This window comes from Bacillus sp. TE9106W, assembly GCF_054062215.1.
Window position 1 is genome coordinate 238,027 of the sequence record NZ_JBSSFA010000002.1, and the last position, 14,003, is coordinate 252,029.

At 32.1% G+C, this 14,003-nt stretch carries 16 protein-coding genes and 1 pseudogene; 14 read left to right on the forward strand and 3 right to left on the reverse strand.

Annotated elements, in window-relative coordinates:
* Window positions 1-32 precede the first annotated feature (32 nt).
* The 6 genes and pseudogenes from ACVWY7_RS04750 to ACVWY7_RS04775 all read left to right on the forward strand — a co-directional run bounded on the left by ACVWY7_RS04750 (window position 33) and on the right by ACVWY7_RS04775 (window position 7,336).
* Window positions 33-2,225 carry a peptidase domain-containing ABC transporter gene (locus ACVWY7_RS04750; RefSeq protein ID WP_105989701.1) on the forward strand — a complete coding sequence of 731 codons (2,193 nt, stop codon included), beginning with the start codon at window positions 33-35 and terminating at the stop codon, window positions 2,223-2,225.
* 27 nt (window positions 2,226-2,252) lie between these two features.
* Entirely contained in the window at window positions 2,253-3,620 is a 1,368-nt protein-coding gene (locus ACVWY7_RS04755) for an HlyD family efflux transporter periplasmic adaptor subunit (protein ID WP_105989702.1), read from the forward strand.
* 289 nt (window positions 3,621-3,909) lie between these two features.
* Window positions 3,910-4,169: pseudogene (locus ACVWY7_RS04760) on the forward strand (alpha-L-glutamate ligase); the annotation flags it as partial.
* A 350-nt stretch (window positions 4,170-4,519) separates the two neighbouring features.
* Complete coding sequence (locus ACVWY7_RS04765) at window positions 4,520-6,256, forward strand: S-layer homology domain-containing protein (protein ID WP_105989703.1); 1,737 nt, start codon at window positions 4,520-4,522, stop codon at window positions 6,254-6,256.
* 140 nt (window positions 6,257-6,396) lie between these two features.
* Complete coding sequence (locus ACVWY7_RS04770) at window positions 6,397-6,711, forward strand: PadR family transcriptional regulator (protein WP_001078074.1); 315 nt, start codon at window positions 6,397-6,399, stop codon at window positions 6,709-6,711.
* Window positions 6,712-6,724: 13 nt separating this feature from the next.
* A complete protein-coding gene (locus ACVWY7_RS04775; RefSeq protein WP_105989704.1) occupies window positions 6,725-7,336 on the forward strand; it encodes a DUF2812 domain-containing protein in 612 nt (203 codons plus the stop codon).
* 568 nt (window positions 7,337-7,904) lie between these two features.
* Here the strand turns inward: ACVWY7_RS04775 and ACVWY7_RS04780 are convergent.
* On the reverse strand, window positions 7,905-8,144 hold the full coding sequence (locus ACVWY7_RS04780) for a DUF2798 domain-containing protein (RefSeq protein ID WP_000700219.1): 240 nt from the start codon (window positions 8,142-8,144) through the stop codon (window positions 7,905-7,907).
* 229 nt (window positions 8,145-8,373) lie between these two features.
* Window positions 8,374-8,835 (reverse strand): LptM family lipoprotein, encoded by a 462-nt coding sequence (locus ACVWY7_RS04785; RefSeq protein WP_000720841.1) that lies wholly within the window; start codon window positions 8,833-8,835, stop codon window positions 8,374-8,376.
* Window positions 8,836-9,048: 213 nt separating this feature from the next.
* Here ACVWY7_RS04785 and ACVWY7_RS04790 point away from each other — a divergent pair, with 213 nt between their 5' ends.
* The 3 genes from ACVWY7_RS04790 to ACVWY7_RS04800 all read left to right on the forward strand — a co-directional run bounded on the left by ACVWY7_RS04790 (window position 9,049) and on the right by ACVWY7_RS04800 (window position 10,016).
* Complete coding sequence (locus ACVWY7_RS04790) at window positions 9,049-9,438, forward strand: general stress protein (RefSeq protein ID WP_105989706.1); 390 nt, start codon at window positions 9,049-9,051, stop codon at window positions 9,436-9,438.
* A gap of 50 nt (window positions 9,439-9,488) precedes the next feature.
* Window positions 9,489-9,689, forward strand: a complete 201-nt coding sequence (locus ACVWY7_RS04795; protein WP_105989707.1) for a CsbD family protein — start codon at window positions 9,489-9,491, stop codon at window positions 9,687-9,689.
* A gap of 75 nt (window positions 9,690-9,764) precedes the next feature.
* The gene (locus ACVWY7_RS04800; RefSeq protein ID WP_000522902.1) at window positions 9,765-10,016 is read left to right on the forward strand and encodes a GlsB/YeaQ/YmgE family stress response membrane protein; all 252 of its coding nucleotides are present in this window, start codon (window positions 9,765-9,767) and stop codon (window positions 10,014-10,016) included.
* A 180-nt stretch (window positions 10,017-10,196) separates the two neighbouring features.
* Here ACVWY7_RS04800 and ACVWY7_RS04805 read toward each other — a convergent pair whose 3' ends face one another.
* Window positions 10,197-10,397, reverse strand: coding sequence for a methyltransferase (locus ACVWY7_RS04805; RefSeq protein ID WP_073524924.1), 201 nt, complete (start codon window positions 10,395-10,397; stop codon window positions 10,197-10,199).
* Between the two features lie 196 nt (window positions 10,398-10,593).
* On the opposite strand from ACVWY7_RS04805, the gene rsbV reads away from it, so the two are divergent.
* From rsbV to ACVWY7_RS04830, 5 genes are all read left to right on the forward strand, one after another.
* Complete coding sequence (gene rsbV / locus ACVWY7_RS04810) at window positions 10,594-10,932, forward strand: anti sigma b factor antagonist RsbV (protein WP_142395570.1); 339 nt, start codon at window positions 10,594-10,596, stop codon at window positions 10,930-10,932.
* A 6-nt stretch (window positions 10,933-10,938) separates the two neighbouring features.
* Window positions 10,939-11,421, forward strand: coding sequence for an anti-sigma B factor RsbW (gene rsbW / locus ACVWY7_RS04815; protein ID WP_000970573.1), 483 nt, complete (start codon window positions 10,939-10,941; stop codon window positions 11,419-11,421).
* On the forward strand, window positions 11,384-12,160 hold the full coding sequence (gene sigB / locus ACVWY7_RS04820) for an RNA polymerase sigma factor SigB (RefSeq protein WP_033682360.1): 777 nt from the start codon (window positions 11,384-11,386) through the stop codon (window positions 12,158-12,160). The genes rsbW and sigB overlap by 38 nt, the downstream gene beginning before the upstream one ends.
* Before the next feature lie 69 nt (window positions 12,161-12,229).
* Window positions 12,230-12,670: a ferritin-like domain-containing protein gene (locus tag ACVWY7_RS04825; RefSeq protein ID WP_000017762.1), complete on the forward strand. Its 441-nt coding sequence runs from the start codon at window positions 12,230-12,232 to the stop codon at window positions 12,668-12,670.
* 178 nt (window positions 12,671-12,848) lie between these two features.
* Window positions 12,849-13,991, forward strand: a complete 1,143-nt coding sequence (locus tag ACVWY7_RS04830; protein WP_000025543.1) for a fused response regulator/phosphatase — start codon at window positions 12,849-12,851, stop codon at window positions 13,989-13,991.
* The last annotated feature ends 12 nt before the right edge of the window (window positions 13,992-14,003 follow it).

Below are 14,003 nucleotides of genomic sequence, written 5' to 3' on the forward strand. Positions count from 1 at the left end.
AAAGTTAAATATGAGAGGTTGTTTAAATAAGTATGTCTTTATTTAAAAAATATCATTGGGTGAGACAACACGATATTAAAGATTGCGGTGCAGCATGTATTTCTACTGTATCTAAACATTATGGATTACATATACCGATCTCCAAAATCAGAGAATATGCTGGAACTGATAGAAATGGAACGAATGTTTATGGTTTAATTCAAGCGGCTGAAAAGTTAGGTTTTTCGGCCAAAGGAGTAAGGGGAAATGTAGAATCTTTAAAAGAGATCCCATTACCCGCTATTGCACATGTCATAATTGATGGGAAGTTATTACATTATGTTGTTATTTTAGAAATCACCAAAAAGGGTAAAGTGATTGTTGCTGATCCTGGAGAAGGGATTATTAAATATGATATTAAAGAATTTAATGAGATTTGGACAGGCGTTTTAGTTCTTTTAATACCTAATGAATCTTTTCAATCAAGAGATGAAGAGAAAAATACATTCAGTAGATTTATGTTTCTTTTAAAAAATCAACAAAGTCTCTTAATTCCTATTTTTCTTTCATCAATTTTAATAACCATATTTGGAGTTTTGGGTGCTTTTTATTTCAAAATTGTAATTGATAATATTGTTACTGAGAATTTAAAGCATACGCTAACATATCTTTCTATTGGGATCATCGTATTATACATTTTTAAAGTTCTTTTAGAGTTGTTTAGGTCGCATTTAATTTTATATTTGAGTCGTCGGTTAGATATAAAGTTAATGTTTGGTTATTATAAACATGTTTTATCCTTGCCTATGAACTTTTTTGAAACAAGAAAAGTTGGTGAAATTATTTCGAGGTTCCAAGATGCTGCTAAAATTAGGGAGGCACTTGCGACAACAACTTTAACTGTGATGATTGATACGATCATGGTAATAGCTGGCTCTATTTTGTTGTATACACAAAGTTCTACTTTATTTTTCATTACAGCATTACACGTACCTATATACATCCTTATTATTTGGATGTTTCAAAGCTCTTATGAAAAAATTAATCGTCAAGAAATGGAAAGTAATGCTGAATTAACTTCTTATATTGTAGAATCGCTAAATGGGATATCAACAATAAAATCCTATAATGCTGAAAAAGAAGCAGAATTCCAAACTGAAAAAAGATTGATAAGTCTTTTGCAGAAATTCTTTAAACGGTTTCTAATTACAAATAGTCAAGAATCTATTAAAACAATTGTGGAATTAGTAGGGGGTGTTGTAATTTTATGGGTTGGAGCTATTGCTATATTAAACGGGGAAATGACAATAGGTCAGCTAGTTGCATATAATGCACTATTGGTGTATTTCTTAGATCCTATAAAAAACCTAGTAGATTTACAGCCGACATTACAATCTGCTTTTGTTGCTTCAAAAAGATTGACTGAGATTTTAGATTTAGATTTAGAAAAAAATGATCAAGAAGATAAAAAACTTTCACCTACTTCTTTTCATCACAAAATTAGATTGGATAATATAACTTTTAAATATGGAACTAGGCAAAATATATTTAATAATTTAAGTTTTGAAATCCCAATTGGATATAGTGTTGGGTTTGTAGGGGAAAGTGGTTCAGGTAAAACAACAATTGCTAAATTATTAATGAGATATTATGACGTAAACGAAGGTAACATTTATTATGATAACTATCATATTAAAGATATGAATAGGACAGGTTTAAGAAATAAAATAGCTTATGTTGCTCAGGAATCTTTTTTCTTTAGTGGTAGTATTTTTGATAATTTGGTATTTGGTTTGAATAGAGAGGTAACAATGGACAAAATAATAGAGGCATGTATATTGGCCGATGCCCATGAATTCATTAGTTCCTTGCCACTCCGATATGACACATTATTAGAAGAAAATGCTTCTAATGTATCTGGTGGTCAACGGCAACGGTTATCAATTGCCCGTGCTCTATTAAAAGAAGCAGACGTACTTATTTTAGATGAGGCTACAAGTCATCTGGATTCGACTAGTGAGAAGAAAATAATTGAAAACTTAAAGGAATATAGAGCAGGTAAACTAACAACCATAACAATTGCTCATCGATTAAGTACAATTATGCATTGTGATAACATATTTGTAATGAGCAAAGGAGAAATTGTTGAGGAAGGCAAGCATGGAGAATTAATAAATAAAGATGGTTTATATAGAGTGTTGTGGAATAATCAGCTACCACAAGAATTATTAGAGATCACCCGATAAAAAGGAGTATAAGAGGAGTATACATAAATGTCACAACCAATAAGAGACATAACAGAGCTGACTGATAGCGTTGAAATGCTTGAGAAAAATCCCCCGAAATTTATTAAGCTATTTATCTATCTAGTACTAGCTATAATAGTTAGTGCTTTGATTTGGTCTTATTTTAGTAAAATAGATATCTCAACTAAAGGGTCTGCTACTATCCAATCTTCTACGGCTGCAGTAGCTGTTAAACCAAAAATATCAGGAGAAATTAATGATATTAAGATTAAACAAGGCGAAAAAGTACATAGGGGAGATCCTTTAATAGGTATAACTAATAAACAGTTAGAGCAGGAAAAAAAACACTTAGAAGAAAATAGAGATAAATTGGATGCGGAAATTAAGGATTTAAACATTCTTAAAGATGTTATTGAAAAGAATCAATCAAAATTGCCTGTAGATGTTGAAGGAAGTATTAAAAATGAATTAGATAGCTATTTAAAGCAAAAAGACTTATTAAATAATGAAAATAAAAATAAGATTGCTGATTTTAACTTTCGCCTTCAAGGCCTAAATCATGTAAAAGATGAGGTTATAAATAATCTGGAATTTGAAATTGAAGCTATAAAAAATCAAAATAATATCTTGAAAATTGAAAAAGAGGGATTTCTTAAACAAAATAAGATTATTAAGGATGAAAATATTAATCAAGAAACTGAAACAAATATGAATAAGGTGAATCAATTAGATTCTCAGATTGAGGGAAATCTAAAGAGTATTTTAATAAAACAAGAGCAAATAAAAAATAGAACCCAGGAAATAGCATTGGAGAAAAAGGTTATCAATGAGAATATAAGAACTCAAGAGTCTAATGTCCAAGATTCTGTTGAAAGTCTTAGAACTTCTAAAGTCTCGGATATTTCGAAGGAGATTGATGAAAAGAAAAAACAATTGTTTTTGTTGCAACAAGATATCAATAATATGAATTTGAGCTATGAACAAACTGTAATTATTGCACCGAAAGATGGTGTAATTGAAATGCCGAATCGTATTAAAGTAGGGGACACGATTGAACAAGATAAAGAGGTATTATCAATATCACCTGATGAAAATGCGAATAGGGTATTATTATATATTAATTCAGAAGAGATTAATAAAATTAAATCGGGCGATAAAATTAAATATACTTTTGAAGTGGAAACGACGGAAACTTATTATGGAAGTGTAGTTCAAATCTATCATGACCCTATTATTAGCAAGAATAAAGACACTACATTCTTTGTTGTAGAAGGAACAATTGAAAATAAAGGGAAAAAGAAGTTGCGATCAGGTTCTACTGGAAAAGCTGCAATTGTAGTAGATCAAAGAAATATTCTTTCATTAATATTAGAAAAATTAGATATACTTAACTGACAAAGAATAATAAATTAGCTTTTTAGGAGGAACAGTCATGTTCATAGTGTCTACAGCAGTTTTTTTACTGGTCACTTTACTGTGTATTACGTTATATTTTAAAACACACGATAAACGTTTTATGTATCTTGGATATGTATCATTATTTTTAACTTTTTTTGTTATTGGTACTTTTTCATAATTAAAAGTCCAGTGGTTTATCACAAACTAAATTAAGAAGAGCATATATAAGAGAGAGAAAAGGCATTTATAAGAATGCCTTTTCTCTATCAATAGCCCGAGGAGAAGAGAGAAAGAAGTACCAACAAAATTTGAAATTATATCAGACTTCCACGAGCGAATTATTGAACAGTACAAAGAATTTTTGAAATAACTGTTGCTGGTATCGAATTTATTCGCAGTTTGGATGGAACAATTTATACGTATGATATTAATACAAACACAAACTATAATTCTGATGCAGAGTCTGTAGCGAATCAATTTGGTATGCTAGAGCTTGCTATATTCCTTGGAAGAGAATTAGCAAAACAAGTAGAGGCAGTTAAATAATAAATAAGGTTCTAGTGAAAACCTTTATTAAATTAATATTGGAAGTATGGCTAAGTTTAGGCTAGTACTACTTCCAGGGCTCTTATGGTGTTGCACTAGAACGAAAAATAGCCCAAGTTTCAATGAGGAACTTGGGTTGTTTGTATGTGGTATCTTCTTTTTTATTTGTATATTCACAAGTAAAACAACATAATATCACTATGAATTCCTATAACAATATGAGTTTTTGCATATTTCAAAACTTAGTATATCCTTCAAAAAGTTTTAATTGTATAATATGTTTTGTCATATTCTTTTAGATTTTTCGACAAAAAATAACATAAATAGAAACGATATTGGGAGAAGGAATTATGTACACAAAACTACTAAAATCAATTACATCATTATCACTTATAGGTGGTGCTTTACTATATACAAATGGTAGTGATGTGAGAGCAGCTGAGGTAAGTATTTTTTCTGATGTGCCTACGTCGCATTGGTCGTATCCGGCGATTAAAGATTTATCGAGTAAAAATATTATTTCCGGTTATGGAAATGGGAAGTTTGGTTTCGGTGATGTTGCGACGAGAGAGCAAGTTGCTGCTTTAATTTATCGTGCGCTGTTACCGAATAAGCAAGGTGGTACGTTTAGTAATGACGGTGCTCGTTACGTATTACAAGATGGATCTACTTTAAACAATCCATATCGAGATATTCGCGCAGGATCTACATTGTTTCCAGAAGAGGTGTTAACGTTAACGAAATTAGGAATTTTTAACGGGGATGGAAACGGAGGGTTTAGACCGAAAGATTCTGTTAGCCGTGCAGAAATGGCGCAAATTATCAAAAATGCTTTTCAAGTTTCAGCTAAGCAAAAGCATACATTTAATGATGTTCCGAATGGTTTTTGGGCAGAAGGTGCGATTAGTGCGGTGCAGTCAAACGGGATTGCATCTGGGACAGGCGACGGGAAATTTGAACCTGCTAAAACGGTAACGCGTGAACAGTATGCACAGTTTTTATATAATGCCTTGCAATATAAAAAGCCTGCGGTTGCGGTGCAAGATACAGGAGATGCGGCATTATTAGCAGCATTTAAAGATGAAGTACAGAAGCGTATTAATACGTACGAAACGAATATTACACTTCCGTATAAAACGACAAACAGTAATACAAAAGAAGTGATGAATACACTTTTTAACGCCTATAAAGAAGTGGCAAGTAAAAATGAGTATACGAATTATAATAGATCGAATGTTTCATATGGACTTTCTGGATCACCTGGTAATTATACGTTTACACTGAAAATTACATATCGCGAAACGAAAGAACAAACGGAATATGTAATGAAGCAAGCGAAGGCAATCGTTTCATCCATTACGCAAGCTGGAATGGATGATCACGAAAAAGTGAAAGCGATTCATGATTATGTCGTAAAACACGTTTCTTATGATACGTCTTATAAAGCTTACACAGCATATGAAGCACTTGTAAATCGTTCTGCGGTTTGCCAAGGTTACGCACTATTAACCTATCAATTATTAAAAGAAGCTGGAATTGAGAATCATTTTGTAGTAGGAACTGGAGACGGACAGCCTCATGCTTGGAACTTAGTGAAAATCGAAAACAAATGGTATCACCTTGATACAACATTCGATGATCCTGTGCCAGATGAACAAGGCCGCGTAACATATTCTTATTTCAACTTATCAGATGAGCAAATCGCAAGAAATCATGAGTGGAACCGCGGGGACTATCCGCAAGCTACAACAAATTATTATAGTACATTAACAAATAAAATTGCGGCAGGTGGTACGAAAACTCCTGCATATCAGCAAATATTAAAAGATACAAAGCTAAACTATTTAGGAAATGAATACCTTGCAAATAACTATAATGAATTCAAAAATAAAATGCAGCAACGTTATAACGAAAAGTCACCAAAGATTGAAATTCTTTATAAACAATCAATGGATGGTGCATTGCAAGATGTAAAAAAAGTAATTGGAGAAATCGGTTATCCGCAAGGAGCAAGCCGTGTTTCTTATAAAGCTGAGCCATATAATGCGAAAGAAGGATATTCTTTAGTGACGATTACGTTTATGTAAAAAGCAACCTAGATCCCATGTTGGATCTAGGTTGTTTTTTATAACTTAATTTGACATATACAGTCTAACTGTATAAAATCAAAATATACAGTTGAACTATATAGTTTAGCTATATATTTATCGTTACATTGGAGGGCTTTATGAATAGAGATAAAAATTTACCATTAACGGAAACAACGTATTACGTTCTTTTAGCGTTATTAGAGCCAGCTCATGGATATTTAATTATGCAAAAGGTGGAGGAATTAAGTAATCAACAAGTAAAGATCGCAGCGGGTACATTGTATGGTGCGGTTGAAAATTTATTAAAACAAGGGTTAATAGAATCGGTAAAAAGTGAAGATAAACGAAGAAAAGTGTATGTCATTACGGAACGTGGGAAAGAAGTATTGCACTTAGACTTTATGAGAATGCAGCACATTATTGAGGTTACAAAAAGTTTATTACATGTATAGTTAGGGGGAAACGATGATGTGGAGATTGAAATTCTTTTTAGACTTTGAGAAAGAGGAAAAATGGTTAGAAGAGATGGCTTGGAAAGGCTACCAACTAGAAAGCAATACATTTGGTTATACATTTAGATATACAGAACCAGAAGATGCAACGATTAGAATAGATCATAGAGTATTTAGTAGAAAAAGTGAATTTATTAATTACTGCACATTATTTGAAGATAGTGGCTGGGAGCATATAGCTGGTAATTGGTGGTCAGGTACGCACTATTTTAAAAGGGTAGATGAGGAAAGTGAAGATGATATTTTTTCAGATCAAATGTCACGAGCAGGGAAGTATAAACGCCTATCTAAAACATTTTTAGAATTAGCTATGTGCTCTATTCCGATATTAATCCTATTTATGTTTAATGACACGATTCATTTAGGAGCACTTGCAAATCCGAAAGAACTATATTTTACGCCAGGTCTATGGGATAAGCAAGGTGTATCATTTCTATGGTCATTCTTATTTGAAACACCATTTGCATTGATGAGAGGCTTAGCATGGTTATTTATCCCTGCAGCAATTGTTATGTATTTAGTTTGCTCGTATAAAGCAAATCGGTTGTATGAAGAGAGAAGATGATAGAAAGTATAAATTTTATTGGTATGTTACACCGGCTTAGCATGTGTTTTTCCCTTTAATTAATAGCTTGTTCTCTTGTTAATCGCTGCATGAACTACAAAAAGATCTAATACGGAAGACCAGCCTAAAAAAACTATTGTATTTCTCAATAAACAAAACAATTTAATGTGGTAAAATAATAGTTGGATGGGAGTCCAATACATATTATTAAAATTAAGATGGTTCAAGTCAGAGAAAGGCACCGTAGGGTGTCTTTTCTTTTTTCTAAAATTAAAGAAGATAAATTTTCAATAGATTAATGCCATGCGTATGTAGATAAAACTCATCAATACATTTATGTTCATGAATATGTACAATTACATAAAATTTCAGTGAAAAAGAGAGTATACTTTCTTATTGTGTAATAAAGATAAAGCCCGCCTACGGAAATAGGCGAGCTTTTTTAACATATAAAGAAAAGACAACTTTTCAAGTACTTTTCTTTGAGTTAAAACATTTTACTAGGTTAAGTTTTGTGATGATTATTTCTTTTAATTTAAATGAACTAGAATAGTACATCACTTTATTTTTAAGCATCCTTCTCAACAAATATGAATATTTTCATTATCCTTTTCACTACAAAGGGTAGTAATTTAGAAGCTAAAAATGCAAGCACGAAAGCAATTGCCCATGTTTTCAGCCATGATTTGAGAAATAAAGCTGTATACCCAACATTCATTGAAACCATGACGAAAGAGATAATACTAGATATACCTAAAATCATAAAGAGATTAAAAATGATTGGTTCAAATTTTTTATTGATTTTCAAAATTAACACCTATTTTCTAATATACTTTGCTGCCCGATTTCACCAACATCTAATCTTACAGTTTGAAATCTAGGTTGTCCAGCTTGTTGTCCTTTTCTGCAATAGCAACAATAGGTATATAACTACAGCGTAAATAAACGTTATAATTAATAGTTTTGCTTTGAATGATAAGGAGTAGAACTTAATAGCTGTATGAAGAGAAAAAGGATTTCCTTAAAGGAGATCCTTTTTACATTTTAAAAAAATCTTTCATCATTTTAGTATTTTTAATGTTCACCGTTACACCTTCAACTTTATCTTTTTTCTCATCTTTAGCAATCGTAATTTGTTCCTTATTATCAACCCACACAAGAAACTCTTCTTTTGCGTCATCTTTATATGTAACGGTAATAGTAGAATGTGCAGATTCTCTCTTTTTTTGATCTAAAGTGATTGTTTTAGGTGTTCCATTTTGAACTGCTGAAACGATAGATTGTATCATTTCTTCATTATCTGTTTGAGATTTAGAAGTAGTATTATTGGTTGTCTGAAGTATTTCGATATCTGTAATATTTGCGGAATTTAATTGAAAGGCATTTTGTTTCTGTTCTTGTTTAGCTTGTGGAGATTTGTCTGTAGCTGAGGTACTGGCACAGCCTATTAAAGTGAAAGATAGAGCGGTTAGAGCGCATATAGATATAATTTTTTTCATAGTATCCCTCCTCACGTTTAATTATAACAATTTTCTGTTAATTTAGGTAGTTATTGTAAGGAGAAGATGTTTTAAAGTGGTAAATGATGTTGTTCATTTTCTATTAAAATCAAAATTCACATAACTTTTTTCATATTTTATGTTTAACATTTCGAAAATAGGTGTACTACATATAATATAACAAATAATTCATTTTAAAGGAGGAAGTTAAAGATGGAAACGAAGTATAGTAAACCTTTTGTATATGAATTTATTACGGAGAAAGAGGTCATGAATGCGGCGAATGATCTAGTGAAGAAAGGGATAGACCAAAAAGATATTTACGTATTAACACACGAGAAAGAAAGGACAGATAGAATCGCAGACAATGCAGACTTGAATAAAATTGGTATACAAGAGGAGGGACTTGGGACAAGTATTATTAACGTCTTTCAAAAAACGGGAGATCAGTTAAGAAATAAGATGCAGGAGTTAGGGCTTAATGAGGAAGAAGCAAACTTCTACGAAGAAAAGCTAGATGAAGGGAAAATCTTGTTATTCGTTAAAGATTTAGAAAGAGTCGGTGAATGGTTACACGAAAGAAGATGCATGTATTCTATTTAAATTTGTACCCTTTATATCTATAAATCTATTACGAAAAGGAGATGGAAAATATGAGCGAGAGCGGACTAAAAGAACAAATTACTGGTAAAGTGGAAAAGACAAAGGGACAAGTAAAAGAAGGAATTGGTGAAGTTACAGAAGATAGAAAGTTGAAAAATGAAGGGAAGTGGGAGAAGACGAAGGGAACGATAAAAGGAAAAGTCGGAAAAGTGAAACAAAAGATAAGTGATGGGTTGGATAATAAAGAGTAATACATGTTTATCAAGCTTTGGTTACATACCAAAGCTTGATAAATACAATATAAAACGAATATAGGAGGGTTAATTGTGGGACTTATTATTACGTGTATTGTAGGTGGACTTATTGGTGCGTTAGCTGGGATGATTACGGGAAAAGACTTTCCTTTAGGTATAGTTGGTAATGTAATTGCTGGTTTAATCGGATCTTGGGTTGGTAGTGCATTATTTGGTCATTGGGGTCCTGAATGGGGAGGCATTTTTATTCTTCCAGCGTTACTAGGTGCAATCGTCTTTATTTTAATCGTAACATTTTTCTCTAGAATGTTGCGGAAAGCGTAAGTATGATAATGAATAGTAATCTTAAGTTTATTATATATAGCTATAAAGTGAATGAACTGATAAATATACATAAAAAAGCATCCAATTAAACTAATTTGGATGCTTTTTTAATGTAATCTGCATAGGAATGAGCGGGGGATGAAGGCCCCCGCTCATTGAAATAATACTTTTTATTATGTATTAAACCATCGTTACTTTTTCACAATTATTTATTCTTACGACCTGCCGTGGCTCTATATGAGATAAGTCCTCGCTATTACCTATATCCACTACAATTGTATTCGTTAGTATGTTAATAATGGAACCAACTAATTTTGTAGCATGATCGTGTCGATAGGAAAATTGAACAAAATCTCCTTTTTTAAAGCTGTGCTCTTCCATAGATAGATCCCCCTAAAAATAATGTTTATACATTATACATACACAAATTTATAAAGTTTAAACATTTGGTATTATTTTTTTAGTGTTAAGCTGAGAAAGGTGTGGAAAATTTATTTATAATAAAAATAAAAAATATGTTTAAAGTTAATTTTTATGGGTAATTAAGATAGTAGTAGTTTGAGATAAGGGGGCGGAAATGATGAATTTGGCAGTAAATATTTTACAAAATGATGTGGGTTATACGGTACAACTTAATGGTGAAATTGATGCATATACAGCATCAGATTTGAAAAATAAGATCATGCCTATTGCAAGTGAAAAAGAGGCTCATATTGTAGTAGATTTTCATAACGTAGATTATATGGATAGTACCGGTTTAGGTGTTTTTATAGCACTATTAAAAGCAGTTAAGAAAAATGATGGAAAACTAGAGTTTATTGGTGTATCTAAAAGGTTAAAAAGATTATTTGATATTACAGGGTTAACAGAAATATTAAATTTGAATTCCGATTTTGAAAAAGTAGAAAGAAGGTGACTAGGGATGATGGAGAGATTTGAAAAGATAGAAATGAAAATTCCTGCAAAGGCAGAATATGTGGCTATTATTCGTTTAACGATGGCTGGTGTTGCAAATCGAATGGGCTTTGCTTATGACGATATAGAAGATATGAAAATTGCTATTAGTGAAGCATGTACAAATATTGTACAACATGCATACAAAGAAGACGTTGGAGAAATTGCAATTGTCTTTGGGCTATATGAAGATCGATTAGAAATTATGGTTGCGGATAATGGGGTTAGCTTTGATTTTAATAACTTAAAGAGGAAGGTTGGTCCCTATGATATTAGTAAACCAGTAGAACATTTGCCGGAAAATGGTTTAGGTTTATATTTAATCAATACGTTAATGGATGATATACAAATCATGCATGATGAGGGCATGACAGTTTTAATGACAAAATATATACAAAGAGAGCAGGTGGAGAATGATGGAAATCCAATCTCAACCTACGAATCTTACTAAGGAAGACGTTATTAAACTAATTGCAGAATTCCAACAAAACCAATGTAATGAAGCGCAGGAAAGGTTAGTTGAGCATTATAAAAATCTCGTATATTCCATTGCATATCGCTATTCAAAAGGCGGGCCAATGCATGAGGATATTATACAGGTGGGAATGTTAGGGCTCTTAGGCGCAATAAGAAGGTATGATTATTCGATAGGGAATGCCTTTGAGCCTTTTGCAATACCTACAATAGTAGGCGAAATAAAGAAGTATTTACGTGATAAAACTTGGGGCATTCACGTTCCAAGGCGAATTAAAGATTTAGGCGGGAAAATTAAACTTGCGATAGAGGAGTTAACAGATCACCTGCAACGTTCACCGAAGATTATAGAGATTGCGGATCATTTAGGACTATCCGAAGAGGAAGTGCTAGAAATTATGGATGCGAAAAATAATTATCGAGTATCTTCCTTAGATGATGTAGTTGAAAATGCATCTGATGGCAGTTCGGTAGCGAGAATTGAATCTGTAGGTGAAGTAGAGCAAGGATATGAAGAGACAGAAAGGCGTCTCGTTTTAAAGGATATTTTTAACGTATTAAATGAAATGGAAAAGAGTGTTATTCATTATATATTTGAAGAAAATTTAAATCAAAAAGATACAGGGGAACAGTTAGGTATTTCACAAATGCACGTTTCTCGTATTAAAAGACAAGCAATAAGTAAATTGAAGCAAGCAGCGTTTTTAGATACATAACAAATTTTAAATAATGATGTTTAAAACATGAGAAAAGGGGTACTTATTAAGTATAGGAGGAGATATGAAATGTCACACGATGTGAAAGAACTAATCGAAGGATTGAATGAAGATTTAGCAGGAGAATACTCAGCAATTATTATGTATAACCATAATGCAGCTACAGTTTCTGGTATATATAGACAAGTGTTAAAACCTTTCTTTGAATCTGAAATTAGTGATGAACAAGGACATGCCCTATATTTAGCGGAGAAAATTAAGACGCTAGGTGGTACACCTACTACGATCCCTTTACGAGTGAAACAAGCAGAAGATGTTAGAGAAATGTTAGAATACGCTAGACAATCAGAATATGAAACAATTAAGCGCTATGAAAAGCGAAAAGAGCAGGCAGCGAAATTAAATATGACAGAGTTAGTTGTAAAGTTAGAAGATATGATTGCAGATGAAACCAATCATATGGAAGAATTGGATCGTCTTTTAAATGACAAAGCAATGGTGCTAAATTAAAAGTAGAAATAATTTATAGAGTGAAAGAACAAACTCTCATTTCTGGGGGTTTGTTCTTTTGCTGTATAAAAAATAGGTATGAGTAGGAAATTTTTATTTTGTAACTGAGTATGTAATACTAGAAAAATAGAAAATGATAATCGATTTATATTTTATATAAGAAAAGGGGAAATCACTTGTGTCCATTTTAATTGTAGATGATAATCCGGTTAACATCTTTGTAATTGAAAAAATTTTAAAACAAGCCGGATATCAGGATCTTGTATCGCTGAATTCTGCACAAGAGCTTTTCGAATACATCCAGTTTGGAAAAGATTCTTCCAGGCATAATGAAATTGATTTAATATTATTAGATATTATGATGCCTGAAATTGATGGACTTGAAGTTTGTAGGCGATTACAAAAAGAGGAGAAGTTTAAAGATATTCCTATTATTTTTGTAACAGCTTTAGAAGATGCGAATAAATTAGCTGAAGCGCTTGATATAGGTGCAATGGATTATATTACGAAACCAATAAATAAAGTTGAATTGTTAGCGCGTATGCGTGTAGCATTACGCTTGAAGTCGGAATTAAATTGGCATAAAGAACAGGAAGAGAATCTTCGGAATGAACTAGATTTAGCCACGCAAGTACAAAGAAATTTATTAAGTAGCCCATTAAGAGAAGATCATATAAAAATTGAAGCAAGTTACTTACCTTCATTTAAACTAGCTGGAGATATGTATTACTGGTATAAAATCGATGAAAACCGCTACGGTATTATATTATTAGATGTGATGGGACATGGTGTATCTGCTTCCTTAGTTTGCATGTTCATTTCGTCTGTATTACGTGAAACGATTAAATGTTTAATCGATCCAGAACTTGTCATTAAAGACTTAAATAAATATATGACTCTTTTACATAATGAGAATGACAACATTCCATATTATTTTACAGCGATATACTTAGTAGTGGATACAGAAAAGAGAACAATTGAATATGTAAATGCAGGACATCCTTCTGGATATGTTTTAGTTGATGAAACAAATGTAGTTGAACTAAATCGCGGGAGTTGTGCGGTAGGTTTTTTTGATGAAATAAAAGTTGAAAAGACAGTTATACCTTTTGAGAAAAATGCTCAAATCGTATTGTTTACAGACGGTGTTCTTGAAGCAATTGCAAATGATGAATTTGAGGCTGAAGAGAAATTACGTACTTTTACAGAGAGAAAATGGGGAGAGCTAGAAGAAGAGATAGAAGGGTTTTACAAGGAAGAACAGAAGGAAGCACAATCAGATGATATGTGTCTCATTATGATACAAACGAATGCGAAATAAAAAGCGTATGAA

Excerpts from the sequence above, each read along its gene's own strand:
- ACVWY7_RS04750 (WP_105989701.1), top strand. The coding sequence starts at position 33 with ATGTCTTTATTTAAAAAATATCATTGGGTGAGACAACACGATATTAAA.
- ACVWY7_RS04755 (WP_105989702.1), top strand. The coding sequence starts at position 2,253 with ATGTCACAACCAATAAGAGACATAACAGAGCTGACTGATAGCGTTGAA.
- ACVWY7_RS04765 (WP_105989703.1), top strand. The coding sequence starts at position 4,520 with ATGTACACAAAACTACTAAAATCAATTACATCATTATCACTTATAGGT.
- ACVWY7_RS04770 (WP_001078074.1), top strand. The coding sequence starts at position 6,397 with ATGAATAGAGATAAAAATTTACCATTAACGGAAACAACGTATTACGTT.
- ACVWY7_RS04775 (WP_105989704.1), top strand. The coding sequence starts at position 6,725 with ATGATGTGGAGATTGAAATTCTTTTTAGACTTTGAGAAAGAGGAAAAA.
- ACVWY7_RS04785 (WP_000720841.1), bottom strand. The coding sequence starts at position 8,835 with ATGAAAAAAATTATATCTATATGCGCTCTAACCGCTCTATCTTTCACT.
- ACVWY7_RS04790 (WP_105989706.1), top strand. The coding sequence starts at position 9,049 with ATGGAAACGAAGTATAGTAAACCTTTTGTATATGAATTTATTACGGAG.
- ACVWY7_RS04795 (WP_105989707.1), top strand. The coding sequence starts at position 9,489 with ATGAGCGAGAGCGGACTAAAAGAACAAATTACTGGTAAAGTGGAAAAG.
- ACVWY7_RS04805 (WP_073524924.1), bottom strand. The coding sequence starts at position 10,397 with ATGGAAGAGCACAGCTTTAAAAAAGGAGATTTTGTTCAATTTTCCTAT.
- rsbV (WP_142395570.1), top strand. The coding sequence starts at position 10,594 with ATGATGAATTTGGCAGTAAATATTTTACAAAATGATGTGGGTTATACG.
- rsbW (WP_000970573.1), top strand. The coding sequence starts at position 10,939 with ATGATGGAGAGATTTGAAAAGATAGAAATGAAAATTCCTGCAAAGGCA.
- sigB (WP_033682360.1), top strand. The coding sequence starts at position 11,384 with ATGATGGAAATCCAATCTCAACCTACGAATCTTACTAAGGAAGACGTT.
- ACVWY7_RS04825 (WP_000017762.1), top strand. The coding sequence starts at position 12,230 with ATGTCACACGATGTGAAAGAACTAATCGAAGGATTGAATGAAGATTTA.